The organism is Fontimonas sp. SYSU GA230001, assembly GCF_040066175.1.
In the GTDB taxonomy this organism is placed as follows: domain Bacteria; phylum Pseudomonadota; class Gammaproteobacteria; order Nevskiales; family Nevskiaceae; genus Solimonas.
This window is the reverse complement of sequence record NZ_JBEAAM010000001.1, coordinates 222,011-245,298: the sequence shown is the minus strand read 5'-3', so window position 1 is coordinate 245,298 and position 23,288 is coordinate 222,011. Positions and strand designations below refer to the sequence as shown.

The 23,288-nt window shown below is 68.7% G+C and carries 23 protein-coding genes, 2 tRNA genes and 1 pseudogene; 9 read left to right on the top strand and 17 right to left on the bottom strand.

Features of this window, described 5'->3' with window-relative positions:
• The 5 genes and pseudogenes from AAG565_RS01185 to AAG565_RS01165 all read right to left on the bottom strand — a co-directional run.
• Positions 1 to 327, bottom strand: a pseudogene (locus tag AAG565_RS01185) (integrase); the annotation flags it as partial.
• Positions 328 to 507: 180 nt separating this feature from the next.
• Positions 508 to 1,362 (bottom strand): sugar ABC transporter permease, encoded by an 855-nt coding sequence (locus tag AAG565_RS01180; RefSeq protein ID WP_348817702.1) that lies wholly within the window; start codon positions 1,360 to 1,362, stop codon positions 508 to 510.
• Positions 1,359 to 2,435 carry an ABC transporter ATP-binding protein gene (locus AAG565_RS01175; RefSeq protein WP_348817701.1) on the bottom strand — a complete coding sequence of 359 codons (1,077 nt, stop codon included), beginning with the start codon at positions 2,433 to 2,435 and terminating at the stop codon, positions 1,359 to 1,361. Before AAG565_RS01175 ends, AAG565_RS01180 begins: the two co-directional genes overlap by 4 nt.
• Positions 2,432 to 3,781: a sugar ABC transporter substrate-binding protein gene (locus tag AAG565_RS01170; RefSeq protein ID WP_348817700.1), complete on the bottom strand. Its 1,350-nt coding sequence runs from the start codon at positions 3,779 to 3,781 to the stop codon at positions 2,432 to 2,434. Before AAG565_RS01170 ends, AAG565_RS01175 begins: the two co-directional genes overlap by 4 nt.
• A complete protein-coding gene (locus tag AAG565_RS01165) occupies positions 3,778 to 4,536 on the bottom strand; it encodes an ABC transporter permease subunit (RefSeq protein WP_348817699.1) in 759 nt (252 codons plus the stop codon). The genes AAG565_RS01170 and AAG565_RS01165 overlap by 4 nt, the downstream gene beginning before the upstream one ends.
• Positions 4,537 to 4,708: 172 nt before the next feature.
• Between AAG565_RS01165 and AAG565_RS01160 the strand changes: the two genes are divergently transcribed.
• The 4 genes from AAG565_RS01160 to AAG565_RS01145 all read left to right on the top strand — a co-directional run bounded on the left by AAG565_RS01160 (position 4,709) and on the right by AAG565_RS01145 (position 8,200).
• Positions 4,709 to 4,785, top strand: a tRNA-His gene (locus AAG565_RS01160).
• Between the two features lie 17 nt (positions 4,786 to 4,802).
• Positions 4,803 to 4,877: transfer RNA gene (locus AAG565_RS01155), tRNA-Lys, on the top strand.
• A 71-nt stretch (positions 4,878 to 4,948) separates the two neighbouring features.
• Positions 4,949 to 6,868, top strand: coding sequence for a SurA N-terminal domain-containing protein (locus AAG565_RS01150; RefSeq protein ID WP_348817698.1), 1,920 nt, complete (start codon positions 4,949 to 4,951; stop codon positions 6,866 to 6,868).
• Positions 6,869 to 6,955: 87 nt separating this feature from the next.
• A complete protein-coding gene (locus AAG565_RS01145; RefSeq protein WP_348817697.1) occupies positions 6,956 to 8,200 on the top strand; it encodes a dicarboxylate/amino acid:cation symporter in 1,245 nt (414 codons plus the stop codon).
• Positions 8,201 to 8,209: 9 nt separating this feature from the next.
• On the opposite strand, the gene AAG565_RS01140 is transcribed toward AAG565_RS01145, so the two are convergent.
• The 10 genes from AAG565_RS01140 to AAG565_RS01095 form a co-directional block, all read right to left on the bottom strand.
• Positions 8,210 to 8,995, bottom strand: coding sequence for an enoyl-ACP reductase (locus tag AAG565_RS01140; protein WP_348817696.1), 786 nt, complete (start codon positions 8,993 to 8,995; stop codon positions 8,210 to 8,212).
• Positions 8,996 to 9,094: 99 nt separating this feature from the next.
• Entirely contained in the window at positions 9,095 to 10,066 is a 972-nt protein-coding gene (locus AAG565_RS01135) for an AgmX/PglI C-terminal domain-containing protein (protein ID WP_348817695.1), read from the bottom strand.
• A complete protein-coding gene (locus AAG565_RS01130) occupies positions 10,063 to 10,575 on the bottom strand; it encodes a biopolymer transporter ExbD (RefSeq protein WP_348817694.1) in 513 nt (170 codons plus the stop codon). Before AAG565_RS01130 ends, AAG565_RS01135 begins: the two co-directional genes overlap by 4 nt.
• Entirely contained in the window at positions 10,572 to 11,069 is a 498-nt protein-coding gene (locus AAG565_RS01125; RefSeq protein WP_348817693.1) for a biopolymer transporter ExbD, read from the bottom strand. Before AAG565_RS01125 ends, AAG565_RS01130 begins: the two co-directional genes overlap by 4 nt.
• Before the next feature lie 7 nt (positions 11,070 to 11,076).
• Complete coding sequence (locus AAG565_RS01120; protein ID WP_348817692.1) at positions 11,077 to 11,709, bottom strand: MotA/TolQ/ExbB proton channel family protein; 633 nt, start codon at positions 11,707 to 11,709, stop codon at positions 11,077 to 11,079.
• Positions 11,710 to 11,756: 47 nt separating this feature from the next.
• On the bottom strand, positions 11,757 to 12,128 hold the full coding sequence (locus tag AAG565_RS01115) for a hypothetical protein (protein WP_348817691.1): 372 nt from the start codon (positions 12,126 to 12,128) through the stop codon (positions 11,757 to 11,759).
• Entirely contained in the window at positions 12,125 to 12,823 is a 699-nt protein-coding gene (locus tag AAG565_RS01110) for a tetratricopeptide repeat protein (RefSeq protein ID WP_348817690.1), read from the bottom strand. The genes AAG565_RS01115 and AAG565_RS01110 overlap by 4 nt, the downstream gene beginning before the upstream one ends.
• Positions 12,807 to 15,656 (bottom strand): tetratricopeptide repeat protein, encoded by a 2,850-nt coding sequence (locus AAG565_RS01105; protein ID WP_348817689.1) that lies wholly within the window; start codon positions 15,654 to 15,656, stop codon positions 12,807 to 12,809. The genes AAG565_RS01110 and AAG565_RS01105 overlap by 17 nt, the downstream gene beginning before the upstream one ends.
• Positions 15,646 to 17,472 (bottom strand): hypothetical protein, encoded by a 1,827-nt coding sequence (locus AAG565_RS01100; protein WP_348817688.1) that lies wholly within the window; start codon positions 17,470 to 17,472, stop codon positions 15,646 to 15,648. Before AAG565_RS01100 ends, AAG565_RS01105 begins: the two co-directional genes overlap by 11 nt.
• A complete protein-coding gene (locus AAG565_RS01095; RefSeq protein WP_348817687.1) occupies positions 17,469 to 18,035 on the bottom strand; it encodes a hypothetical protein in 567 nt (188 codons plus the stop codon). Before AAG565_RS01095 ends, AAG565_RS01100 begins: the two co-directional genes overlap by 4 nt.
• A gap of 230 nt (positions 18,036 to 18,265) precedes the next feature.
• On the opposite strand from AAG565_RS01095, the gene rpsP reads away from it, so the two are divergent.
• From rpsP to htpG, 5 genes are all read left to right on the top strand, one after another.
• Positions 18,266 to 18,517, top strand: coding sequence for a 30S ribosomal protein S16 (gene rpsP / locus AAG565_RS01090; RefSeq protein WP_348817686.1), 252 nt, complete (start codon positions 18,266 to 18,268; stop codon positions 18,515 to 18,517).
• Between the two features lie 4 nt (positions 18,518 to 18,521).
• Positions 18,522 to 19,043 (top strand): ribosome maturation factor RimM, encoded by a 522-nt coding sequence (gene rimM / locus AAG565_RS01085; protein ID WP_348817685.1) that lies wholly within the window; start codon positions 18,522 to 18,524, stop codon positions 19,041 to 19,043.
• A gap of 1 nt (position 19,044) precedes the next feature.
• Positions 19,045 to 19,791, top strand: coding sequence for a tRNA (guanosine(37)-N1)-methyltransferase TrmD (trmD, locus tag AAG565_RS01080; protein ID WP_348817684.1), 747 nt, complete (start codon positions 19,045 to 19,047; stop codon positions 19,789 to 19,791).
• A 23-nt stretch (positions 19,792 to 19,814) separates the two neighbouring features.
• On the top strand, positions 19,815 to 20,168 hold the full coding sequence (gene rplS, locus AAG565_RS01075) for a 50S ribosomal protein L19 (protein WP_348817683.1): 354 nt from the start codon (positions 19,815 to 19,817) through the stop codon (positions 20,166 to 20,168).
• Positions 20,169 to 20,317: 149 nt separating this feature from the next.
• Positions 20,318 to 22,204, top strand: coding sequence for a molecular chaperone HtpG (htpG, locus tag AAG565_RS01070; RefSeq protein WP_348817682.1), 1,887 nt, complete (start codon positions 20,318 to 20,320; stop codon positions 22,202 to 22,204).
• 3 nt (positions 22,205 to 22,207) lie between these two features.
• On the opposite strand, the gene AAG565_RS01065 is transcribed toward htpG, so the two are convergent.
• Together AAG565_RS01065 and AAG565_RS01060 are read right to left on the bottom strand one after the other, a co-directional pair.
• Positions 22,208 to 22,669, bottom strand: coding sequence for a C40 family peptidase (locus AAG565_RS01065; protein ID WP_348817681.1), 462 nt, complete (start codon positions 22,667 to 22,669; stop codon positions 22,208 to 22,210).
• The gene (locus AAG565_RS01060; RefSeq protein WP_348817680.1) at positions 22,666 to 23,271 is read right to left on the bottom strand and encodes a glutathione S-transferase N-terminal domain-containing protein; all 606 of its coding nucleotides are present in this window, start codon (positions 23,269 to 23,271) and stop codon (positions 22,666 to 22,668) included. The genes AAG565_RS01065 and AAG565_RS01060 overlap by 4 nt, the downstream gene beginning before the upstream one ends.
• Positions 23,272 to 23,288 lie beyond the last annotated feature (17 nt).

Genomic DNA, 23,288 nt, shown 5'->3' with positions numbered 1-23,288 from the left:
ACGCACATCCTCGGCCGTGTAGCGCCGTTCGAAAGGCCGTGCCGGCGGGCCGCGGCGGTCCTCGATCCGGCCGCACCTCCGGTACTGCCCGATCAGGCGTGTCATCTGCGCCCGCGAGATACCGGTGAGCTTGCACAGATACCGATGCACCAGCCCCTTGTCGGCCTTTCCCAGCTTCAGATATCCGAAGTGGCGGAGCTGCGCGGCGACGAAGCTGTAGGCGGCCTCGCGCTGCGGCACGGCGAAATCCAGCGGCGCGCCGCCGGTGAGAAAGTCACGAACCTGCTCCAGCGTCTGGAGCCCCTGGGTCTTGAGCGTCACGATCATCCTCCGATGATCCCGCCGCCCCGCCGGCCTTTCAGGCTCACTTCACGTTGGAATCACGCACCCCCTTCAGGCTCATGTGTCATTGGAAGAGGCTAACGGTGGCCGCGGACCGCCGCAGCGCCGAGAATCCGTCCGCCGCTTCCTGCGGCTGACCGCCCTGACGGCGTTCCGTCGCTTCGCTCACGCCAGTCCGCGCCAGCGCCGCAGCGCCCACCACTGCAGCGCCATCATGGCCAGGGTCATGCCGAGCATGACCAGGGTCTGTGCCGCGGCCAGCCCGAAGCGCAGGTACTCGAAACCGGTCTGATACGCGTACAGCGGCAGGAACAGGGTTCCGTACTGGGGGCCACCCTTGGTGACGATCAGCGCCGGCGTGAAGCTGGTCTGCAGGCTCAGCGCGAAGTCGCGTGCCGCCAGGAACATCAGCGCGGGCAGCAGCAGCGGCAGGGTGATGCGGCGGAACTGCGTGAATGCGCCGGCGCCTTCGACGGCGGCAACGTCGTAGTAGCGCTCGGGAATCTCCGCGCGCGCGGCGTGCAGCACGATGAACACCTCGCCGATCAGGAACAGCGTGATCAGCACGATCAGCGTCCGCGCCCACGCCGGATCGGTCAGCCAGACGTCGGCACGCAGGCCGGCGGCGGACAGCAGCCAGGCCAGCGGCCCGAACAGGGGATTGGCGATCCACAGCCACAGGATCGCCCAAGCGATGTCGGGAACGGCCATCGGCAGAAAAATCGCCGCCTGCGCGCGGCGGGCGCGCGCCCGGTGCATCAGCAGGGCCAGCAGCAGTGCGAGGGCGATGCGCAGCGGCACGCCGGCCGCGGCCACCTTCAGGGAGTTGCTGAGCGCGATATGGAACAGCGGGTCGGCCTGCAGCGCGCGGAACTGGTCGAGGCCGACGAAACGCGCCGGGCTCAGGCCGTCGTACTGCGTGAAGGCGACGACCACGGTGAGCAGCATCGGCACCAGCAGCATCAGGACGATGCCGCCGGCCAGTGGCGCGATCAGCCATGCGGCCTTGCGCACGATCATGGCGACAGGCGGCGGCCGGAGGCCGGGTGGAACAGCAGTGCAGAGTCGAGGTCCAGCAGCATATCGAGCGTCTCGCCCGGCTGGAACGACAGGTCCGGTTCGCAGCGGCTGGTCAGACGGTCGTCGCCGACCCGCACGCTCAGGTATTGCTGGTCGCCGACCGGTTCCACGGCCTCGACCGTCGCCGCAACGGTCACGCTGCGATGGGGGCGGGTGGCCCAGCGCGAGCGGTGCGGATAGACATGCTCGGGGCGCAGGCCGAGGATGACCCGATCCCGTGGCGCCGGCGCGTCGAGCGGCAGCGCGAGCTCACGCCAGTGCCAGTGTCCGGCGCCACGCGCGAGGTCGAGCAGGTTGATCGCCGGCGCGCCGAGGAACCGTGCCACGGCGAGCGAGTCGGGCCGCGCATAGACGTCGCGCGGTGTGCCGACCTGCAGCAGACGTCCGTGTTCGATGATCGCCAGGCGATCGGCCAGCGCCATCGCCTCGACCTGGTCATGGGTGACGAACAGCGTCGCGCTGCGCAGGCTGCGGTGCAGCTGCATCAGTTCGGCGCGCGCCCGGACGCGCAGCGGCGCATCGAGGCTGGACAGCGGTTCGTCCATCAGGAACAGGCGCGGCTGACGCAGCAGGGCGCGGCCGAGCGCGACGCGCTGGCGTTGCCCGCCGGACAGCGCGTGCGGCGGGCGTTCGAGCAGCTCCGCGATGCCCAGGCGCGTGGCGATTTCGCGCGCGCGCATCCGCGCATCGGTGCGCGATGCGCCGCGCGCGCGCAGGCCGAAGCACAGGTTCTCCAGCACCGACAGGTGCGGGTAGAGCGTGTCGGACTGGAACATCATCGCGATGTCGCGTTGTCCCGGTGGCAGGTCGCCGATGTCGCGCCCGTCGAGTTCGATGCGGCCGTGCGTCGCCGGCAGCAGTCCGGCCAGCGTGCGCAGCAGGGTCGATTTGCCCGAGCCGGACGGGCCGGCGACGACCAGCAGTTCGCCGGCATCAACCTGCAGCGACAGGTCGTCGATGATCGTCCGGCCGTCCAGCTCGACGCGCAGGTTCTCGACGCGCAGACCGCTCAAGGCTTGCCCTGTTGCAGGTCGCGCAGCAGCAGCGGCTGGACGGCGTCGCGCAGGCGGATGGCCAGTGCCATGCCTTCGCCGCCGCCCGCATCGGGATCGACCGCGCCGGCGCCGACCGGAGGCTCGAAGAACCACTCTTCGAGGATCGTGTCGGCACGGCTTTCGATCTCGTGCCACGCGGCGATGTTCGGCGTGCGGCGCAGCAGCGGGATCGCGTCGAGGAACACCCGCGCGGAGGCGGGCGGCTGTTCGGGATCGAGGAACACCGGGCTTTCGGCGACCGACTTGAGCGAGGGCACGAGCCGGCCGGTCCGGGTCATCAGCGCCTGGCCCTCGGCGCCGACGGCGTAGCGGATGAAATCGAGCGCCGCGTCGCGGTGCGCCGTGTTCCTCGACAGGCAGTAGCCATCCGCGTGCAGGGCGCTGACCGGCTTGCGCAGCGTCGGAAACGGCGCGACGTCCCAGTCCAGGTCCTTGCGTGCGCGCAGCGTGGTCGTGAAGCGGCGGCTCTGGAACAGCATGGCGACGCCGCCACGTGCGAAACGCGCGTCCTCGTCCTCGGCCTGGTGCGCGGCCAGCGGCGGCGTGACGCCCTGCGGACCGCTCAGGCTGCGCACGACACCCAGGGCGCGCAGCGCGTCCGGGCGGTCCAGCGTCAGCATCGTCGGCCGCCGCACGTCGTTGACGATATCGCCGCCGGCGCTCCAGATGAACGGGGCGAGGCGGATCAGCGTCGGCTCCAGCGCGACGCCATAGATGTCGATCCGGCCGTCGCCGTCGGTGTCGCGCGTGAGCTTGCGCGCGGCGTTGGAGAACTCGAAGTACGTCCAGTGGGGCGACGGGTAGGGCACGTCGAACCGGCGGAACAGCGCGCGGTTGTAGTACACGACCAGGCTCGACACGTTCTGCGGTACGCACATCAGGGTGCCGTCCTGGCGGAACGCCTCGATCGCCGGCTCGTAGTAGTCCTGTTCGGACCAGCCGCGCGCGGCCAGTGCCGGGCCGACCGCTTCGAGCGCGCCGCGCTCGGCGAATTGGCCGAAGCGGCGGAAGTTGAGCACGAACACGTCCGGGCCCTTGCCGCTGGCATAGGCGGCGCTGAGCTTGGTCATGTGGTCGCTTTGCTTGCCGACCGGGATCAGCGTGACGCGGCGGCCCGGATTCTCGGCTTCGAAAGCGGTGACGAGCGCCTTGTAGGCCGCGATCTCGGCGGGATCGCCGAATACCTGGAAGGTGACCGGTGTGTCGGCAGCGGCCGCGGTCGTGGCGGCGGCACGATCGTCACGGCCGCAGGCGGCGACCAGCGTCGCGATCAGGCAAGGAACGAGGAGAGGGCGGATGGTCATCGGGTGCGGAACGGGTGGTGCAGGAAGGAGGTCAGCACCGCGACCGAGAGCACGACGGGCAGCGTGATCGCGCAGGCGGCGGCCATCAGCATCGGCCATTGGGTGGAGCCGAGCAGCGAGATGGCGTGCAGCATCAGCGGCGCGGTGAGTTCGTGTTCACGATGCAGATAGAGCAGGGGTTCGAGGAAGGCGCTCCAGAACGCCATCAGGCTCAGCATGAACACCGCGGCGTGCGTCGGCCGTGTCTGCGGCACCGCGATCCGCCACCAGATCGCCAGCCAGCCCAGACCCTCGATGCGCGCAGCGTCGATCTGGGCCTGCGGCAGGCGGCGCAACGCGGCGAACAGCAGCAGGCAGTACAGCGGCGATCCGCCGACCAGCACCGGCGCGAACAGTGGCAGCGGAGTGCCGACGGCACCGATCGCGTCGAACAGCACGAAGCGTGGCACCAGCACGGCGGTCAGCGGGATCGAGGCGCAGAGCAGCAGGACGAGCAGCATCCGCCGCCGCGGCACGGCAGCGATCTGGGTCAGTCCGAACGCGGCCATCGATGCGAGCGCGAGCGATGCGGGCGCTGCGAGTGTGCTGATCCAGGCCGAGTTGAACAGCGACCGCGCCAGGGGCACCGCCGCGAACGCCGCGCGGTAACCGTCCAGCGACGATGCGGCGAGCAGCAGGCCGATCGGCGCCGCGAACAGCGCCGCGGCGGCGGCACTGGCGACAGCAGCGGCGAGACGGGCGGACCGGGTGTCCAAGCGATGTGCGGATCGGTGGGGCTCTGGTCTATAACAAATCGCGCGCTCGTGGACCACCAGGCTTCCCCCCAGCGTGCCGCGTCGCTGCATTCGGACCCTGTTGACGGCGCGAAGGTTTTGCTATGATTCGCGCCCCCGAGCGGTACCCCGCCCGGGGAGATGGCTCCCGATGGTGGACGTAGCTCAGTTGGTTAGAGTCCCAGATTGTGATTCTGGTTGTCGGGGGTTCGAGTCCCCTCGTCCACCCCAGTTTTCGGTTGTTGTATGGGCTGCTAGCTCAATGGTAGAGCAGCTGACTCTTAATCAGTAGGTTCGGGGTTCGAGTCCCTGGCAGCCCACCAGTCCAGAGCGCTAAGCCCGGTGCAGTGCCGGGCTTTGTCGTTTGTGTAGGCGCAAGAGGTACGAGGAGAGCATGCTCCAGCATATTCGTGACCGCACGTCGGGACTGATCGCCGGCATCGTCGTGGCGATCATCGTCATCCCGTTCGCATTCTTCGGCATCGAGTCGTTCTATGGCGGCGGCGGCGATCCGGTCGTCGCCAAGGTCGGCAGTCAGAAGATCCATGACTCCCAGTTCCGCCGGCAGTACGAGCAGCGTTACCAGCAGCTCGTGCAGATGATGGGCGAGAACTTCCGCGCGGACATGCTCGACCAGAACCGCCTGCGCGAAGCGGTGCTGCGCGACATGACCCAGGAAGCGATGCTGCGCCAGTACACCGAGAAGCACGGCTACCAGGCCGACGACGCCACGCTGTTCGGCGTGATCGCCGCGGAGCCGGCGTTCCAGCGCGACGGCAAGTTCGATACCCGTGCATACCGTGACGCGCTGTCGCGCGTCGGCTACACGGTCGGCCGCTACGAATCGCAGCTGCGCGACACGGTCGAGATGAACCAGATGCGCGAGGCGGTCGTCGATACCGCCTTCGTCACCGACGTCGAGCTGCAGCAGGCGGCGCGGCTGCAGAACCAGGAACGCACCCTGCAGTACGCCATGTTCGACGTGGCCCGCTACCGCGAGCGCGTCAGCGTCACCGACGAGCAGATCGCCGCGCGCTACGACGAGACAAAGTCGCGCTACCAGGCGCCCGAGCGGCTGCGCCTGGCCTACGTGGAACTGTCGCTGGATGCGCTGGCCGACGCGGCGGCGCCCGCGGACGACGTGCTCAAGGTCCTTTACGAGGCCGAGAAGGCCGGCCGCTTCACCACCCAGGAGGAGCGCCGTGCGCGGCACATCCTCGTCGGATTCGGTGCGGACAAGGCCGCGGCGCGCAAGAAGATCGAGGATCTCGCGGCGCGGATCGCCGGCGGCGCCGACTTTGCGCAGCTGGCCCGGGACAATTCGGAGGATCCGGGTTCCAAGGCGGCCGGCGGCGACCTCGGCTGGGTGCGTCGCGGGCAGATGGTCAAGACCTTCGAGGATGCGCTGTTCGCGCTCAAGGAGAACGAGGTCAGCGCGCCGGTCGAGACGGAGTTCGGCTGGCACCTGATCCGCCTGGATCAACTCAAGCCCTCGACGGTGCGCCCGTTCGACGACGCCGAGGTGCGCCGCGAGCTGACCGAGCTGTTCCAGAACCGCGAGCGCCAGCAGCGGTTCCAGGAGCAGTCGGAGCGGCTCGAGCAGCTGGCCTTCGAGAATCCCGCCAGCCTCGATCCGGTGGCGCAGGCACTCGGACTCAAGGTGCAGACTACCGACTGGTTCGAGCGCGGCAAGGGCAGCGGCATCGCTGCCAACCGCAATGTCGAGACGGCGGCGTTCGCGCCGGAAGTGCTGCAGGACGGCGAGAACAGCAAGCCGATCGTGGTCGGCGACAACAAGCTCGTCGTGATCCGCAAGGCCGAGTACGAGGCGCCGCGGCAGAAGCCGCTCGACGAAGTCCGCGACAGCGTGCGTGCCGAACTGATCGACGAGGCGGCGCGCAAGCGGGTGGCCGACGAGGCCGCCGAGGTGCTCAACGCGGTGCGCGCGGGCACCGACTTCCAGCAGATCGTCAGCGCCAAGGGCGGCGAGCTGCGCAATCCGGGGGCGATCCGCCGCGACGACCGCAACGCGCAGCGCGCGGTCGTGGATGCGGCTTTCCGGCTTCCCCGGCCGGCGGAAGGGCAGGTCAGCTACGGCGAGGCGGAGCTGCCCGACGGCAGCCGTGCGGTCATCGCGCTGAGTGCGGTCGGTGCCGGCACGCAGTCCGACACGCTGGTTGACGCGCAGCGCAAGCGGCTGCGCGATGTCGGTGCCGGTGCGGAGTTCGGCGCCTACATGAAGGTGATCGAAGACGCCGTGGGCATCAAGATCCTCAAGCCGCCTGCGGCCGCGCCGTCGCCGGCCGAGGGCTGACGCGAGGGCGGTTGGCCGCCACCAAGCCGTTCGTGGTTCAATCGGGCCCGAACGGCTTTTTTCTTGGGCAAGGGCGCCGCACCGCGCATGAAGCTCCACTGGCAGATCGCCGCCGCGCTGGCGGCCGCCTTCGTGTTCGGCCACGCGCTGGGCGAGACGGCGTGGTTCGTGCCGGCCGCCGACTTCGTCGGCACGCTGTTCCTCAACGCGCTGCGCATGTTGATCGTGCCGCTGATCGTCGGTGCGATGATCCACGCCGTCATCGGCATCGGCGCGAGCGCCGAGCTGGGTCGCATCGGCTGGAAGACGGCGCTGTACTTCGCCTCGACGACGCTGCTGTCGATCCTCATCGGCCTGGCGGTCATCAACCTGGTGCAACCGGGCATCATCGACGGCAAGCCGGCCGGCGAGCGCCTCGGACTGGACGCCAGCACCGAATCGGTGCTGAAGAAGGTCGAAGGCCGCGGCAGCGGCGATGTCGTCGGCGTGATCCTGCGCATGGTGCCGCCCAACCTGGTGCGTGCGGCGGCCGACAACGAGATGCTGGCGCTGATCTTCTTCAGCCTGCTGTTCGGCTATTTCGCGGCGCGCCTGCCCAGGGATCTCGCCGACACCCAGCAGCGCTTCTGGGCGGGTCTCTACGAGGTGATGATCCGCATCACCGGCTGGGTGATGAAGTTCGCGCCGCTGGGCGTGTTCGCGCTGGTCGGCAAGACCGTCGCGCAGACCGGCTGGGCCGCGCTGGAGCCATTGCTGCTGTTCTTCCTGTGCGTGCTGGCGGCGCTGGCGGTGCAGACCTTCGTCGTGCTGCCGACGCTGGTCCGGCTCGTCGGGCTGGCGCCGCTGCAGCACCTGCAGCGCTCGGCGCCGGCGCTGCTGACCGCGTTCTCCACCAGTTCGTCGGCGGCGACGCTGCCGGTGACCTTCGACTGCGTGAAGCGTTCCGGCGTGTCCGATCGCGTCGCCGGCTTCGTGCTACCGCTCGGGGCGACGGTGAACATGAACGGCACCGCCCTGTATGAGTGTGCGGCGGCGCTGTTCATCGCGCAGGCCTACGGCCTGCAGCTGGGGTTGTTCGCGCAGTTCCTCGTCGTCGCGCTGGCGCTGCTGACTTCCGTCGGTGTGGCCGGCATCCCGTCGGCGAGCCTGGTCGCGATCGCGGTGATCCTGTCGGCGGTGGGGCTGCCGCTGGAAGGCGTGGGACTGATCCTCGCGGTCGATCGCGTGCTCGACATGTGCCGCACCGCGGTCAACGTGTTCGGCGACGCCACCGGCGCCGTGATCATCGCCCGTCTCGAAGGCGAGGATCAGGACGCCGCGGCAGGCGGCTAGACGCGCCGCCTATTCGCCGAAGCTCATGCCGACGATGTTGTAACCGGCATCGACGTAGAGGATTTCGCCGGTGATGCCGGAGGCGAGGTCGGACGACAGGAAGGCGGCGGCGTTGCCGACCTCCTCGATCGTGACGTTGCGCTTGAGCGGCGCGGCCTTCTCGGCCATGCCGAGCATGCTGCGGAAGCCGGTGATGCCGGCGGCGGCGAGCGTCTTGATCGGACCGGCCGAGATGCCGTTGACGCGGATGCCCTGCTCGCCCAGCTCCGCGGCCATGAAGCGCACGTTGGCTTCGAGCGAGGCCTTGGCCGGCCCCATGACGTTGTACATCGGCACGGCCCTGACGGCGCCGAGATAGGTCAGCGTCAGCATCGAGGCACTGCGGCCCAGCATCAGCGGCCGTGCCGCCTTGCCGAGCGCGGCAAACGAATAGCTGGAGATGTCGTGCGCGATGCGGAAGCCCTCGCGTGTGACCACGTCGAGGTACTTGCCGGCGAGCTGCTCGCGCGGTGCGAAGCCGATCGAGTGGATCAGCACGTCGAGACCGCCCCATTGGCGCTGCAGCTCGACCATGACCTCGTCGATCTGCCGGTCCTCGGCGACGTCCAGCGGCAGCACGATCTTCGAACCACAGCTGGCGGCGAATTCCTCGACGCGCGACTTCAGGCGTTCACCCTGGTAGGTAAACGCCAGTTCCGCGCCCTCCCGCTTGAATGCCTCGGCGATGCCGGTGGCGATCGAACGATCGCTGGCGACGCCGGTGATCAGTGCCTTCTTGCCTGCGAGGAAACCCATCAGACGAGCTCCGGTGGTTCGGGAGTTGGTGTAACGGAAGTTACCAGCAAGTCGCGGCTGAAAGCCACGCGCAAACGGACCAGCAGCCGAGCCGCCGCCTCAGGAGGGGAGGAAGTGGATCGGGTAGTTGGGATAGGTGTAGGCCGGCACGTCCTTGGCACCGAAGTTCATCAGCAGCACGCGCGCGATGATCTTGCGCTCCAGCTCCGGATTGTTGAAGGTGCTCGACACCAGCTTGCAGTCGGTCACGCTGCCGTTGGGCGCGATGGTCAGGCTGATGACGATCTTGCCGGCGCCCAGGTTCGGGTTGTCACGCGCGGCGCGGTTGTAGATCGAGGTGATCGCGCCCTTGTTGCGGTCGAACACCAGCTGGATCTCTTCGAGCGTGCGGCCGGCGAGCAGCTTGTCGCCACCCTGGCCGGAGCGCGAACGATCCTGGCCGAAGCCGACCGGGCTCTCGACAACGGTCGTGCGCCGCTCGCCCAGACCGGTCCCCGACTGGGTGCGCCGCGTCGCGCCGGTCCCCGTCGGCGAGCCGATGCCGCCGGAAGCACTCGCGGCGGACTGCTCGAAGACCTGGTTGTCGGCCTGGCTCGCGCCGCCCGCGGCGGCGTCGCCGAGGGACTGCAGGGCGCTGTCCGGGCGCTCGATCGACGCCACCCCGCTGTGCAGCGCCTGCAGCTGGTTGGCGAAGGCCATGACCCCGGCGCGCGAGGCGGTTTCGCGTGCGCGCTCGACGGCACGCTGCTGGCGGACCTCGGGCGGCACTTCGGGCTGCTTTTCGGTCAGCCGCGGCGCCTTGGGCTGCTCGGGTTCCGGCTGGTCCTGCTCGGCCGGCTTGGGCTCCTCGACCTTTTCGGCGACTGGCGCCGGCTGCTCGGGCAGCAGCTCGACGTAGCGTGCGCCGCTGAGCGTGCCGCCGCCGCGGGTCAGGCCGACCAGCTGGAGAAACGGCACGGCGATGCCGAGGACCAGCAGCGGAATGCCGACCACGACCACCAGGCGCCGGAAGCGCCGGTCCGCTTCGGCCGCGAGGTCCCAGCTCTGCCACTGGATCGTCTGCGCGCTCATGAACCGCTCCCGGCCTCGCGATGGGCCACGGCAAGCGAGATCTTGGCAAAGCGTGCGTCGGTGCAGGTGGCCATGATCTTCTTGACCAGCTGGTAGGGGGTCTCCTTGTCGGCCATGATGTTGATCTCGCCGCGGCTCACCGCGCCGGCAGCGCCGCCGACGACCTCCAGCAGCGGTTCCTGCATCAAGCGCGATTTCAGCGGCGCGAGCACGTTGCCGCTGGTATTGCTGGCGTCCTCGACGCGCATCACCGGCTCGTTGTTCACGAGGATGTCGTCGCGCGTGACCATCAGCAGCAGGTTCTGCCGCGGGCCCTGCACGGCGACCGACTCCGGCAGCGACAGCGCGCGCGGATTGGGCAGCACCTCGACCTGCGACGAATTGACCAGCAGGAAGAACACGAGGATCGTGAAGATGTCCATCAGCGACGTGAGGCTCAGCGCGCCGGGCTTGTTGCGCTTGCGCCGGCGTTCCATGCGCTGCGTGCGCAGGGTATGGGCGCGGATCACGGTGCCACCTCCGTGGCCGGAGCATCGCCGATGGAGATGCGCGGGTACATGTCCACCAGCACGCCCTGCTGCGCGGCCGGCAGGTAGTGCACCGCGTCCATCACCTGGATCAACACGTCGTAGGCGATGCCGGGTTCGAGCAACAGCGTGATGCGGTCCTCGCCGGGATCGGCGTTCTTGATCTGCGCGAGTGCCTGGCCGAGCGCCGCGTAGGCGTGTCCGGCATCCGTTCGTGGCCATGCCTCGACGGTGCGGCCGTCGCGCATCAGCGTCAGCCCGCTGTCGCGGACCACGACCGACAGCCCGCGTTTGACCTCGTCGCTGGCCGGCCGGCTCTGCGAGGTGTCCGGCAGGTCCAGCTCCTTGATCGTCAGCTGCGTGAACACCGCAGTGATCAGCAGGAAGGGAACGAGCGCGACCATCAGGTTCATGAAGGCGGTGATGTTCAGATCAGCCGCCTCCTGGTGGCGCGCCCGGCGCATGCGCGAAAGCATGATGGTTTCAGCTCTTCAGGCCGAGGCTGTTGAGGAACTTGATCGCCGCCATTTCGACGCCGTCGATCAGTTCGTTGGTGCGCGACTGCAGCCAGGCGTGCGCGAGCAGCAGCGGGATCGCGACGATCAGGCCGAACGCGGTGGTGTTCATCGCCACCGAGATCGACGCCGACAGCAGGTTCGCCTTTTCCGCCGGATTGACGTTGGCGACCGCGTTGAAGCCCTGGATCAGGCCGATGATCGTGCCGAGCAGGCCGAGCAGGGTGGCGATGTTGGCGAAGGTGGCCAGGTAGTGCGTGCGCCGTTCCAGCAGCGGCGTGACTTCCATGATGCTCTCCTCCATCGCCATCTCGACCTCGCTGCGCGTCGCATTGGCGCGCGCGCGGGCCAGGCCGAAACCGAGCACGCGGCCGATCGCGGTCGCGGATTCCGATGCGAGCCGCTCGGCCGCATCGTGCTTGCCGGAATTCAGCAGCGGCAGCAGCTCCGACCAGAGCTGGCGGTTCTCGGTGTTGGCGCGGCGCAGGTACAGCGAGCGTTCGACGGCGATCGCCAGGCCGAGGATCATCACGACCAGGATCGGATACATGAACGCGCCGCCGCTCTGGAAGAAGCGAAGGACGGTGGCAAGGAACTCCATAACTCAGCCCTCTGTTTGCGAATCGGTTGGTTTGGACGGTCCGGCGCTCAGCGGCCGCCGGGGGTGACGAGACCTTTCTGCCTGAGCGCGCCGCTCAGGGCCTGGTGATACTCGATCTGACGCACGAACACGTCCTCGTCGAGCGGCAACAGTTTCTCTTGCAAGAGGCGCGCCGGGCGGTCCATCTGCTTCTCCGGGCGCGATTCGCGCCACGGCATGATGTACAGGCCGATGGGCGATTCACGCTCGCCGATGATGGTCGTGCCGGCGCCGGGTTCGCGGACTGCGCCGGACGGTGCAGCGGCGGCCTTCTGCGGCATGCCGCCGATGGCCGGCATCTCGTCCTGCGCGGCGGCGGTCAATGGCATCGCGAGTATAGCGGCAATGAGGGCGGTACGGCCGATGCGCGGACGTCTCATGGCTGGCGCTCCGTCTTCGGCGCGGTTCCCGGCGCGGGCGGTGCAGGCGCCGGTGCGGCCGGCTTGGCCGCAGCCTCGATCTCGGCGATCCACGCCAGTACACGCAGGTCGTCCGCATGTCCGGCGCGCTGGTAGGCGCGGTAATGCGGCAGGGCGTCGGCCGGGCGCTTGAGATGCGCGTCGAGCAGCACGCCGTAGTTGAAATGCGCCAGGGCGTAATCCGCATCGATCTGCAGCGCGCGTTCGTAGGACAGGCGCGCGCGGTTCAAGTCGCCGGCCTCGCGATAGAGGATGCCCAGCCAGTTGAACGCGACCTTGTTGTCCGGATTGAGGCTCACCGCCCTGCCGAATGCGCCGATCGCCGGATCGCGGCGGTTGGACTTGGCGAACAGGATGCCGAGGTTCACCCACGGGCCGGCGTGATCCGGGAAATCCCGGGTCAGGGAGATGAAGGCCTCCTCCGCCTCGGCGATCTGGTTGTCGCGCCACAGCTTCATCGCCGCGTCGAAGCGCGCGTTGGGATCGCCCTTGTCGATCGGTGCCGCGGACTCCGCGGGCGTGGCGGACGGCGGTGCGGGCGATTCACTCTTGCGGGTCAGCGCGCCGCAGGCGCTCAGCGCCAGGGCCAGCACCGGAACGGCAGCGGCCACACCGGCCGAGCGCAACATGCTGCGCGCGTCAGTCGAGAGTTTCATAGCGTTCCTCGCCTTGTTCACGCTTGCCGTAGCGCGCCGGCACCAGCTCGGCCAGCGCCTGTGCGCTGCGCGCGATCCACAGGTCATAGGTGCCGGTGGCGATGCGGCGCAGGTTGGTTTCGTGCGTCTGGATCGCCTGCTCCTCGAAGGGATAGGCCTGTTCTTCGAGCAGCAGGTCGTACTGCTCCAGTTCCAGCGCACTGAGCTTGCGCGGCCGTTCCGATTCCAGCAATGCCTTGCCGAAGTCGCGGTACACCACGCCGAGTTCGTAAGTCGCGGCGGTGGTGGTCTCGGCGAATCCGTAGCCGGCGGCCTTGCCGAGCCAGCGGATCGCTTCCTCCATCGCCTGCTTCTTGCGCGGCAGGCTGCGTTCGATCGGCAGGGTCAGCCGCTGTGCGCGCGTGTCGTCCGCTGCCATGCGTCCCAGGTCGAGACTGGATTGCGCCGCGAGGGCCTTCGAGCGCGGGCTGCGCTCGCCGCCGGCCGTCTCGTCGGCGGTCACCAGTTCGCGCAGCCACTGCGACAGGCGCGGCGTGTTGCCGCTGGCGCGCGCGTACTCGACCAGCCGCGCGCGCGCATCGAGCGCGCGGTCCAGCGGGCGCGGGAAGTTCCTGACATAGGTTTCGTAGGCGGCCTCGGCCTCCGCGGTGGACTTACCCTCGTCGAACAGTGTGGCCGACAGCCATGCCGCCTCGCGGCGCACGTCCACGGTCTCGCTGCCGCGGCCGGCGATGCGGGCGTAGGCCCGCGCGGCGTCGAGCGGCTTGTTGTCCTTCTGGTAGGCGACCGCGAGCTTCTTGTCCACGTCGGCTTCGAGCGGATGGCCGGGGAACAGCTTGCGGAAACCTTCGAGCACGCGCGCGGCGCCGCCCCAGTCCTGCAGCGCGATCAGCGCGGCGGCGCCGTCGTACTCGGCCGTGGCGCGGATCTTGGAATCCGGCGCCGCCTGGCCGACGCGCAGGAAGTGGAAGGCCGCGGTCTTCAGATCGTTGGCGGCGCGAGCGCCTTCACCCTGCTTGTAGATCGACGCGGCGAGCTGTTCGACGATCTGCGCGCGTTCGGCCGACTTGGGCGAGGTCAGCTTCAGCTCCTCCGCGAACGCGGTCTCGGCCTGCGGATAGCGTGCCTGCGCGAAGTGCGCATCGCCGGTGACGCTCCAGGCGATACGGCGCAGGCGACCGTCCACGGTGCGGTCCGCCTTGAGCACGCGCTCGGCGACCGCGATCGCGCGGTCATAGTCCTTGAGCTCGAACAGATCCTGCGCGGCCTGCGTGAGTACCGGGTACTTCTGCGGATGTCCCGGGAAGCTGTCCGCGAGCTTGAGGCTGGCGTCGATCGCCGATTGCAGCGCGGCCGGACGCTGCTCGGCCGGCACTTCCGTGGCGTGCTTCTGATAGGCGAGCACCGCGGCCTGCGCGGCCTCGCCGGCACGGCGGTGCGCGGGATAGCCGTAGGCCGTGCGATCGTATTCGAGCGCCGCGTCCAGCGTGCGGCCGCCGTCGAGCAGCGCGTCGCCGAGCAGAAAGTTGACGTCCGGCAGTTGCTCGTCCTTCGGGTACAGCTCGATGATGCGCCGGTACCAGCGCGCGGCGAGCAGAAAATCCGCCTGGTTCTGCGCGGGCCGACCCTGCGCCGTGTCCTGCTGCGCGCGCGCGTGGTAGTGCCGCGCCAGGTCCTCGATGGTCTTGCGCAGTTGGGCCATCACCTCGGCGGTGGCCGGCTGGCCGTTCCAGTACGGTGCCGCAGGATCATAGGTGGTGGCGTAGCGCTCCTTTTCCTGCACCACCAGGTCGCGGAAGCCGCCCGCCTCGTGCGCGGCGATCACGCGCATCTGGAAGCCGGGCGCCAGCGGCGAGGCTGGATAACGCTGGATGAAGGCGGCGTAGGCGCCGGCGGCATCGGTGTAGCGCTCGCGGTCGAGGAGCGCCTGGCCGAGCGCGACGTAGATCAGCGGATAGAACCGTGGGTCGCCGTGGGCGGCGAGGTAGTCGTTGAGCGCCGGGCCGCCGCCCAGCGAAGCCAGCGACAGCGTGATCACGCGCAGCGAGTCACGCACCAGGTCCGCGCGGCTGCGTGCGACGCGTTCCAGCGCCGGTTCGGGTTCGATCAGCAGTTCCCCGCCCGGCAGGTTGTTGTCGAGAATGACCAGGAAGGTCGCGATCGACTCCTCGTACTTCGACTGCTTGTACTGCGACCAGCCGTATTTGTACTGCGCGGATTCGAAGAACGGCGTCGCGTCCTTGAGATCCATCACCGCCTTGTATTCGACTTCCGCCTCGGCATAACGGCTGCGGTAGAACAGCAGCTCGGCACGGCGGAAGCGCGCATCGCCGACCAGCCGCGAGTCCGGATGTTTCTGCGTCAGCCGCTGCAGCGTGTCGATCGCGGCATCGGTTTCGCCGAGATTCTGCTGCGCGCGCGCCATCTGGTAGTAGATGCGGTCGTTGTCCTTGCTGAGCGGATCGGACTTCAGCAGCTTCTGGTACAGGGCCAGCGCCTCGCGCAGGGACTTCTCGGACGTCTCGGTGACGCCGCGTGCATCCTCCATCTGCACCTGCAGGTCGGCGAGGCGGCGTTCGGCCTCGGCGCGGGTGGCCGGGTCGGGCGCGAGTTCGAGCAGCTTGCGATAGTTCTCCAGCGCCTTTTCCGGATCGGCGGCGATCGGCTCCGAGCGGATGATCGGCAGCACATCGACCGACGGCTGTTCGAGCCTGCCGATGGTCTTGCTGATCGCCGGAGCACTTTCCTTGACGACCTGCGGCGTGCAGCCGCCCAGCGTGATGGCCGCCGCCAGAGCCACGGGCCAGTGGTGCCACCGTCGATTACTGGTCATTCGCGTCGCCCTTGATCTGGCGGTCGTAGAGCCGCGCGAGCGCGAAGCGTGCCTCGACCAGATAGGCCTCGATCTGGCGCTTCTGCCCATCCAGCTCGGCGAGCGCCATGTCCTGCAGCAGCTTCGACTGCTCGGCCGCGGTGGCCGCGAGCGGGGCGCGCAGCGCGGCGATGCGCTGCTGCGTGGCGCGCGCGCGCTCGAGCGGACCGTTGAACCCGGAGCGCGGGCCGGACAGCGCCAGCGCGGGCCGGATCGCGGGCGTCTCCGGCGCCGGCGCGGCGTAGCGGCCGGGCGCGGCGAGCGTGGTGTCGGCGCGCAGCCGGATCGGCAGTCCGGCCCAGGGCGGCGTCCAGCCGCTGCGGGCGCGGCGCACCTGTTCGTCGGCGTTGGCCGACGGCCGTTCGCCGCGGGCGTAGCTGACTTCCACGCCGGCCAGGCGCTTGGACCAGCTTTCCAGCGTGCGCATCATCATGCGCAGGTCGCGGTAGTTCTTCAGGGCCTCCTGGAACCGGTGTTCGGCGATCAGGCTCTGCAGGAAGTAGGTCTCCGGGGCGTCGGGAAGGTCGAGCAGCTGCCATTTCCACCCTGCCTCGGAGTCCACCTCGCGGCGCACGATGGTCTCGACCATGCGTCCCTGGCGGATCGAAGCGATCGCCGCATCCATGCGGCCTCGCGCGGTTTCCAGCACCTCGACCGCGCGTTCGTAGTACTGCAGCGCCTGCGTGTAGGCGCCGAGGCGGTCGAGCGTGAAGGGGATCGCGAGCCAGGCCTCCTGCACCGCGGCGTCCATCGGGTCGCGCGAGATCAGTTCGACCCACGGCACCAGCGCGCGCTTGAGATCCTCTTCCTCGCGCTTGCTGGCGCGGGTCAGTCGAAACGCGCTCAGGCCGGCGCGCTTGAAGATGTCGTCCTCGGCATAGCCGGGCCGCAGCAGCACGCCGAGCGTCGAGAACGTGGTGAACGGCGTAGCGTCGAGGCTCTCGTCGCCGACCGGGGCTTTCTGGATGCGCTCGCCCTGCGGCGCCAGTGCCGACCAGCCCAGGCCGAGCAGCGCGCGGTTCGAGAACGGACCCTCGACCCGCACGCGCTCGAAGACCGGCTGTGCGGTGCCACCCTGCTTGGCTTCGAGGAAGTGCCAGCCCAGGCTCAGGTTGGCGCGGTCGCGCAGGGCCAGTTCCTCAGCGTTGCGCGGCACCAGCCGGCCGACACGGTCGAGCACGGTCTGGCCTTGCGGTGCGCGGCCGTCGTTGATCAAGGCGATGCCGAGGTTGTACAGCGCGAACGGAGACTGCTCGCGCGACGAGGTGCCTTCGGCGAGGATCTCCGCGGCTTCGCCATAGCGTGCGTCACTCATCAGCACGCGCGCCATCAGGTCCTGCCACTCGAGCCGGAGCTCCGCGGGCAAGGTGCTGCGCAGGCGCGACAGCGTCGCGCGGGCCTCGGCGGTGTAGCCGCGCTGGTAGTCGAACGCGGCGACCCGCAGCTGCGCGCGTGCCGCTTCGAGCGGGTCGGCGGACGTGGCCGCCAGACGCCGGTACAAGGCTTCGGCGCGGTCGCGCATGCCGAACGACAGATAGTTGCCCGCCAGGCGGGTCTGCAGTTCCGCGGGCATGCGCAGCGGATCGGCGCGATCGGCCACGATCAGCAGCTCGACGATCGCCGAGAAATGCCGGTCGTTGTGGTCCAGATACTCCGCAGCGCGCACGCGCGGATCGGCGAGCGTGCCCGGCACGTAGATCTCGGCGGCCTGGGCGGAAGCCAGCGCGCCGGCCAGCAGGGCAGATGCCAGCGCGCCGGCCATCGGACGGAGTCTCATCGCTGCCTCCGCCACTCTTTCATGCTGGTCCTGATCTGGTCGCCGAAACGGCTGGCGCGGCTGAGATGGAATTCGAGTTCGGATTCCCGGTAGTCCTTGTCGAAGATCGCCTCGTACTGGCCGGTCACTGGCGGACTGTCCGGTGCGGTGTCGGCGTAGCGACCGCTATAGCTGAAGCGGATGCGGTGCGGCCCGACCGCCACGGCGGTGCGCAGGACACGCTGGGCGCTGTTCGCGGCGAGCAGCGCCCGGGCCTCAGTCTCGTCGTAGCGATACAGCTCGTCCGGTCCGCCGTCGATGGCGATGCGGATCTCGTCGAGCAGCAGTCCGCGGATGGCCAGGCTGACGTAGATGGAGACCCGCTGGTCCTCCGGCGCCAGCACCGCGTTCTCGACCGCCTGCGCATCGCGGCTGACGTCCAGCACCTCGTCCTTGAGTGCCTGGATCGCCTGATCGAGCCGGATCGCCCGGTCGGTCATGTCCTGCGTCTGCGCCGCGGCCGACAAGGGCAGGAGGGCAACGAACAGCAGGCGTGACAGGCTGCGGCCACGAATCGAGCGCATGCGTGTGGGGAGGGGTCGTTATTGTCCGGGCAGTTTAGCAAATGCACCGCAGGCCTCGGCCGCGGATGATCTCCGGCGTCGATGGCAGGACGAGCGGCGCGGCCGGTCGTGACAGGGGTCGGTCGCGCAGTCCTGCGACGGGTCCGGCCACGCTGGAAATCCGTCACGAAATCGCTACAATACGCGCCCTTTCAGCGGCCTCGTCGCCGCTTTTGTCATTGGATAAAGACATGGTAACGATTCGTTTGGCCCGCGCCGGCGCGAAGAAGCGGCCGTTCTACCACGTGGTGGCGACCGAGAAGAGCAATCCGCGCGATGGCCGCTTCATCGAGCGTCTGGGCTACTACAACCCGAACGCCAAGGGCGCCGAGCAGAAGCTGGTGCTGGATCTGGCCAAGGTCGAGCAGTGGCAGAAGAAGGGCGCGCAGGTGTCGGAGCGCGTGGCGTACCTGATCAAGTCGGCGCCCAAGGCCGCGGCCTGAAGCCATGACCGGTCGCCGGGTGACGCTGGGCCGCGTCGCCGGTGTGTACGGCGTCCGCGGCTGGCTGCACATCGATGCGCAGACCCGCCCGGCGACCAGGATCCTGAAGTACCCGCGCTGGTGGCTCCGGCAGGGCGATCAGGAGACCGAGGTCCGGTTGATCGAGGGACGCGCGCACGGCAACGGCGTGGTCGCCCATCTCGGGAACGCCCAGGGCCAGGCGATCGACGACCGCGATGCTGCGGCGCGCCTGGTCGGCGCACAGATTCAAGTCGGCAGGGAGGACCTGCCGAAGCTGCCGAAAGGGCAGTATTACTGGGTCGATCTGATCGGCCTGGACGTGGTGGGCAGGTCCGGCGCGCGGCTCGGCCGTGTGCGGGACGTGACCAGCAATGGCGTGCAGGATGTGCTGGTGGTGGACGACGCGGGTTCCGAACGGCTGATCCCGTTCGTGCGCGGCCCCATCATCAAGCGCGTGGAGCTGGCGGCAGGACGCATCCTGTGCGAGTGGGACGCGGATTACTGAGATGCGAATCGAGGTGATCAGCCTGTTCCCCGAGTGGGTTGAGCAGGTCGCACGGCACGGCATGCCGCGCATCGCGGTCGAAGTCGGAGCTTTGTCGCTGCACGCGCGCGACCTGCGCGACAGCAGCGGGAACCGCTGGCGCCGCGTCGATGACCGGCCTTACGGCGGCGGGCCGGGGATGGTGATGGAAGCCGAGCCGCTGACGGCCGCGGTGGCGGCGGCGAAGAGGTCGCTCGGCGGGGCACCCAGGGTGGTGCTGATGTCGCCGCAGGGCGAGCGTTTCGACCAGCGATGGGCGGAACGGCTGGCGCAGGAGCAGAGCCTGATATTGCTCTGCGGCCGGTACGAAGGGCTCGATGAGCGCTTCGTGCAGGCGGAAGTGGATTTCGAGCTGTCGCTGGGCGACTTCGTGTTGTCCGGCGGCGAGCTGGCGGCGATGGTGGTCATCGACGCCGTGGCAAGATTGCTGCCCGGAGTGCTGGGGCACGCGCAGTCGGCCGAGAACGATTCGTTCTCGAACGGACTGCTCGATCACCCGCACTACACGCGCCCGGAAACCTGGCGCGGCCAGGCGGTGCCGGAGGTGCTGCTGTCCGGTGACCATGCGCGCATCGCGCGCTGGCGCCTGAAGCAGGCCCTGGGACAGACGTGGTTGAAGCGGCCCGATCTCCTCGAGGGGATCGAGCTGGACGACGAGGCAAGGACGCTGCTCGGGGAGTTCATCTCCGAACAGCGAGTCAACGGGTAACCGCAGTTTTTTGGGTGAAGACGATGCGCGCGAACAAGATCATTTCCGCGATTGAGGCGGAGCAGATGACCAAGAAGGTCCCGGACTTCCGTGCCGGCGATACCGTCGAGGTCAAGGTCAAGGTGAAGGAAGGCGACCGCGAGCGCCTGCAGGCCTTCGAGGGCGTGGTCATCGCCAAGCGCAACCGCGGCCTGCACTCCGCGTTCACCGTGCGCAAGGTGTCGCACGGCGAGGGCGTGGAGCGCGTGTTCCAGACCTACAGCCCGCAGGTCGCCGAGATCAGCGTCAAGCGCCGCGGCGACGTGCGTCGCGCCAAGCTGTACTACCTGCGCGACCTGTCCGGCAAGGCTGCGCGCATCGCCGAAAAGCTGTCCTGAGCGCCAGCGCCGGCTACGGCGCCTGCGTCCGGTCGCGGTTTCGACCCCGGGGTCCGTCACGGGCCCCGGGGTTTTTCGTGCGCGCTTGAAAGCGTGATTTCCGCCCCCACTGCTGCCGCATCACGAATGACAACCGGGAGTCATAGACGATGAGTGCGACGGCAGACACGCCGCAGGCCACTAGCGAGAAGCGGGAGTTCCAGGCCGAAGTGCGTCAGGTCCTGCACCTGATGATCCATTCGCTGTACTCCAACCGCGAGATCTTCCTGCGCGAGCTGATCTCCAATGCCTCCGATGCCTGCGACAAGCTGCGTTTCGAGGCGATCGGCAAGCCGGAGATGCTCGGTGCCGACGAGCTCGTCATCGAACTGATTGCGGACCCCGCCGCCGGCACGCTGACGGTGCGCGACAACGGCGTCGGCATGTCGCGCGAGGAAGTGATCGACAACCTCGGCACGATCGCGCGCTCGGGGACCAGGCGCTTCCTCGAAGCCCTGTCCGGCGACCAGAAGAAGGACGCGCAGCTGATCGGCCAGTTCGGTGTCGGTTTCTACTCCGCGTTCATCGTCGCCGACCGCGTGACCGTGCTGACCAAGCGTGCCGACGCCGACGCGGTGCGCTGGGAGTCGGACGGCGAGGGCGAGTTCACCGTCGAGCCTTCGTTCAAGACCGATCGCGGCACCGAGGTGATCCTGCATCTGCGTGACAATGCGCGGGAGTTCCTGGAGGACTACCGGCTGCGTGCGATCGTGCGGCGCTACTCGGACCACATCGGCCTGCCGATCCGCCTGAAGAAGGACAAGGGCGAGCCGGAGACGCTCAACCAGGCGCGCGCGTTCTGGACGCGTCCGAAGAGCGAGCTCAAGGACGAGGACTACGAGCAGTTCTACCAACACCTTTCGCACGACTTCGACAAGCCGCTGGCCTGGGCGCATCACCGCGTCGAAGGCACGCTCGAATACACCTCGTTGCTGTACATCCCGGCTACTGCGCCGTTCGACCTGTGGGACCGCGAGCACGCGCGCGGCGTGCAGCTCTACGTCAAGCGCGTCTTCATCATGGACAAGGCGGCCGAGCTGCTGCCACCGTACCTGCGCTTCGTGCGCGGCCTGGTCGATACCGCCGACCTGCCGCTCAACGTGTCGCGCGAGATCCTGCAGAACAACCGCACGGTCGAGAAGATCCGCAGCGCACTGGTCAAGCGCGTGCTCGACCTGCTCGACGAACTGGCGGAGAAGCGTCCCGACGACTACGCGAAGTTCTGGACCGCCTTCGGCGCCGTGCTCAAGGAAGGCATCGTCGAGGATGCCGGCAACCGCGAGCGCATCGCCCGACTGTGCCGCTTCCATTCGACCGCGCAGACCGACAGGCCGGAGGTGTCGCTGGATGCCTATCTCGGCCGCATGCCGGATGGGCAGGACAAGATCTACTACCTCACCGCGGACACCCTGTCCGCCGCGCGCGGCAGCCCGCACCTGGAGGGTTTCCGTGCGCGGAACTTCGAGGTGCTGCTGCTGACCGACCGCATCGACGAATGGCTCGTGTCGCACCTGACCGAGTACCAGGGCAAGAAGCTGGAATCGGTGGCGCGCGCATCCAAGGACGTGGAAAGCAGGATCGAAACCGCGGACAAGGCGCGGCTCGAGGGCGAGTTCAAGGAGGTGCTGGAACGCGCGCAGCGCGTGCTCGGCGGCCGCGTCGAGTCGGTGCGCCTGTCGTCACGCCTGACCGAGTCGCCGTCCTGCCTGGTCGCGGCCGAGCATGCGCTGTCGCGGCGGCTGGAGGAGATCCTCAAGCGCGCCGGCGAGAGCCTGCCGCCGTCGAAGGCGATCCTCGAACTCAACGGCAGTCACCCGCTGGTCGCACGGCTCAAGGACGCGGCGGATGAAGCCGCCTTCAGCGATCTGGTCGAGCTGCTCTACGGACAGGCGGTGCTCGCCGAAGGCGGCCAGCTCGAAGACCCGTCCGCGTTCGTCAAGCGGCTCAACGCGCTGCTGCTCGGCAGCCTGAGCGAAAGGCCGCGGATCCTCCTGTAGTGGCTATCTCAGGATTCTCACCGCCTCAACGAAGTGCTTGCGCCAGTACGGCAGGTCGATCGCGGCGACGATGACGGCGCGGCCGGAGGCGGGCGCGTGGATGGCCTGGCCTTCGCCGAGGTAGATCGCGACGTGGTCCACCGCGCCGCTGCGCGCGAAGCGGTAGAACAGCAGGTCGCCGGGTTCGATGTCGCTCGCGTCGATGCGGTCGCCGGCCGCGCGCTGTTCGAGCGTCGTGCGCGGCAGACGGATGCCGGTCTGAGCAAAGACGTACTGCACCAGTCCGCTGCAGTCGAAGCCCTCCGGCGTCGCGCCGCCGTAGCGATACGGCCGGCCGACCTGGCCAAGCGCGTCGAGCACGATCTGATGACGGAGGGCGGGATCGACGCGCACCGCCTTGCCGCCGCCGCAGGCGGCCAGCGTCAATGCGATGGCGACGGCGAAGACTCGCAGCGTGCGGCTCACGCCGCCGGCGGCGCCGTCTGCTGCATCGACGGCCGTTCGCAGAACGCGGCGTGCCAGGCCGCGAGCTGCGGCGCGTGCTTGCGCCATTCCAGATAAGGCATGCGCAGATCGAGATACGCCAACGCGACGCCGGCGGTGATCTCGACGACGCTCGGGGTCTGCAGGCCGAGGCTGCCGGCTTCGCGTTCCAGCAGGTCGATGCTGCGCCGAATGACTTCGGCCTGGCGGTCGAGATACGGCGTGTAGACGATGCTTTCGGGCCGGCGCTTTTCCAGCACGGTCGCCACCGCGGCATCGATGATGCCCTCGGCCACCTGCTGCAGGCGCAGTGCGGCCCAGCGCCGGCTGCCGCGCGGCAGCGGCGCGATGCCGCTGTGGCGCGACTGCAGATACTCCAGGATGAGTCCGGAGTCCGGCAGCGCCTCGCCGCGATCGGTGACCAGCGTCGGGATCTTCGACAGCGGATTGGCTGCCAGCAGGTCCGGCGGTGGATTGAACGGGTCGGCGAGGATTTCCTCGACCTGGTCGGCGATACCCAGCTCGATCAGGGCGACGCGCACCTTGCGCGAGTACGGTGATGTCTTGCTGCTGAACAGGCGCATCCGGGCTCTCGTCGGGC

What these genes read in the sequence shown, in the direction of transcription:
- AAG565_RS01180 (WP_348817702.1), bottom strand. Translation starts at nt 1,362, where the DNA reads ATGATCGTGCGCAAGGCCGCATGGCTGATCGCGCCACTGGCCGGCGGC.
- AAG565_RS01170 (WP_348817700.1), bottom strand. Translation starts at nt 3,781, where the DNA reads ATGACCATCCGCCCTCTCCTCGTTCCTTGCCTGATCGCGACGCTGGTC.
- AAG565_RS01150 (WP_348817698.1), top strand. Translation starts at nt 4,949, where the DNA reads ATGCTCCAGCATATTCGTGACCGCACGTCGGGACTGATCGCCGGCATC.
- AAG565_RS01145 (WP_348817697.1), top strand. Translation starts at nt 6,956, where the DNA reads ATGAAGCTCCACTGGCAGATCGCCGCCGCGCTGGCGGCCGCCTTCGTG.
- AAG565_RS01140 (WP_348817696.1), bottom strand. Translation starts at nt 8,995, where the DNA reads ATGGGTTTCCTCGCAGGCAAGAAGGCACTGATCACCGGCGTCGCCAGC.
- AAG565_RS01135 (WP_348817695.1), bottom strand. Translation starts at nt 10,066, where the DNA reads ATGAGCGCGCAGACGATCCAGTGGCAGAGCTGGGACCTCGCGGCCGAA.
- AAG565_RS01125 (WP_348817693.1), bottom strand. Translation starts at nt 11,069, where the DNA reads ATGCTTTCGCGCATGCGCCGGGCGCGCCACCAGGAGGCGGCTGATCTG.
- AAG565_RS01120 (WP_348817692.1), bottom strand. Translation starts at nt 11,709, where the DNA reads ATGGAGTTCCTTGCCACCGTCCTTCGCTTCTTCCAGAGCGGCGGCGCG.
- AAG565_RS01115 (WP_348817691.1), bottom strand. Translation starts at nt 12,128, where the DNA reads ATGAGACGTCCGCGCATCGGCCGTACCGCCCTCATTGCCGCTATACTC.
- AAG565_RS01110 (WP_348817690.1), bottom strand. Translation starts at nt 12,823, where the DNA reads ATGAAACTCTCGACTGACGCGCGCAGCATGTTGCGCTCGGCCGGTGTG.
- AAG565_RS01105 (WP_348817689.1), bottom strand. Translation starts at nt 15,656, where the DNA reads ATGACCAGTAATCGACGGTGGCACCACTGGCCCGTGGCTCTGGCGGCG.
- AAG565_RS01100 (WP_348817688.1), bottom strand. Translation starts at nt 17,472, where the DNA reads ATGAGACTCCGTCCGATGGCCGGCGCGCTGGCATCTGCCCTGCTGGCC.
- AAG565_RS01095 (WP_348817687.1), bottom strand. Translation starts at nt 18,035, where the DNA reads ATGCGCTCGATTCGTGGCCGCAGCCTGTCACGCCTGCTGTTCGTTGCC.
- rpsP (WP_348817686.1), top strand. Translation starts at nt 18,266, where the DNA reads ATGGTAACGATTCGTTTGGCCCGCGCCGGCGCGAAGAAGCGGCCGTTC.
- rimM (WP_348817685.1), top strand. Translation starts at nt 18,522, where the DNA reads ATGACCGGTCGCCGGGTGACGCTGGGCCGCGTCGCCGGTGTGTACGGC.
- trmD (WP_348817684.1), top strand. Translation starts at nt 19,045, where the DNA reads ATGCGAATCGAGGTGATCAGCCTGTTCCCCGAGTGGGTTGAGCAGGTC.
- rplS (WP_348817683.1), top strand. Translation starts at nt 19,815, where the DNA reads ATGCGCGCGAACAAGATCATTTCCGCGATTGAGGCGGAGCAGATGACC.
- htpG (WP_348817682.1), top strand. Translation starts at nt 20,318, where the DNA reads ATGAGTGCGACGGCAGACACGCCGCAGGCCACTAGCGAGAAGCGGGAG.
- AAG565_RS01060 (WP_348817680.1), bottom strand. Translation starts at nt 23,271, where the DNA reads ATGCGCCTGTTCAGCAGCAAGACATCACCGTACTCGCGCAAGGTGCGC.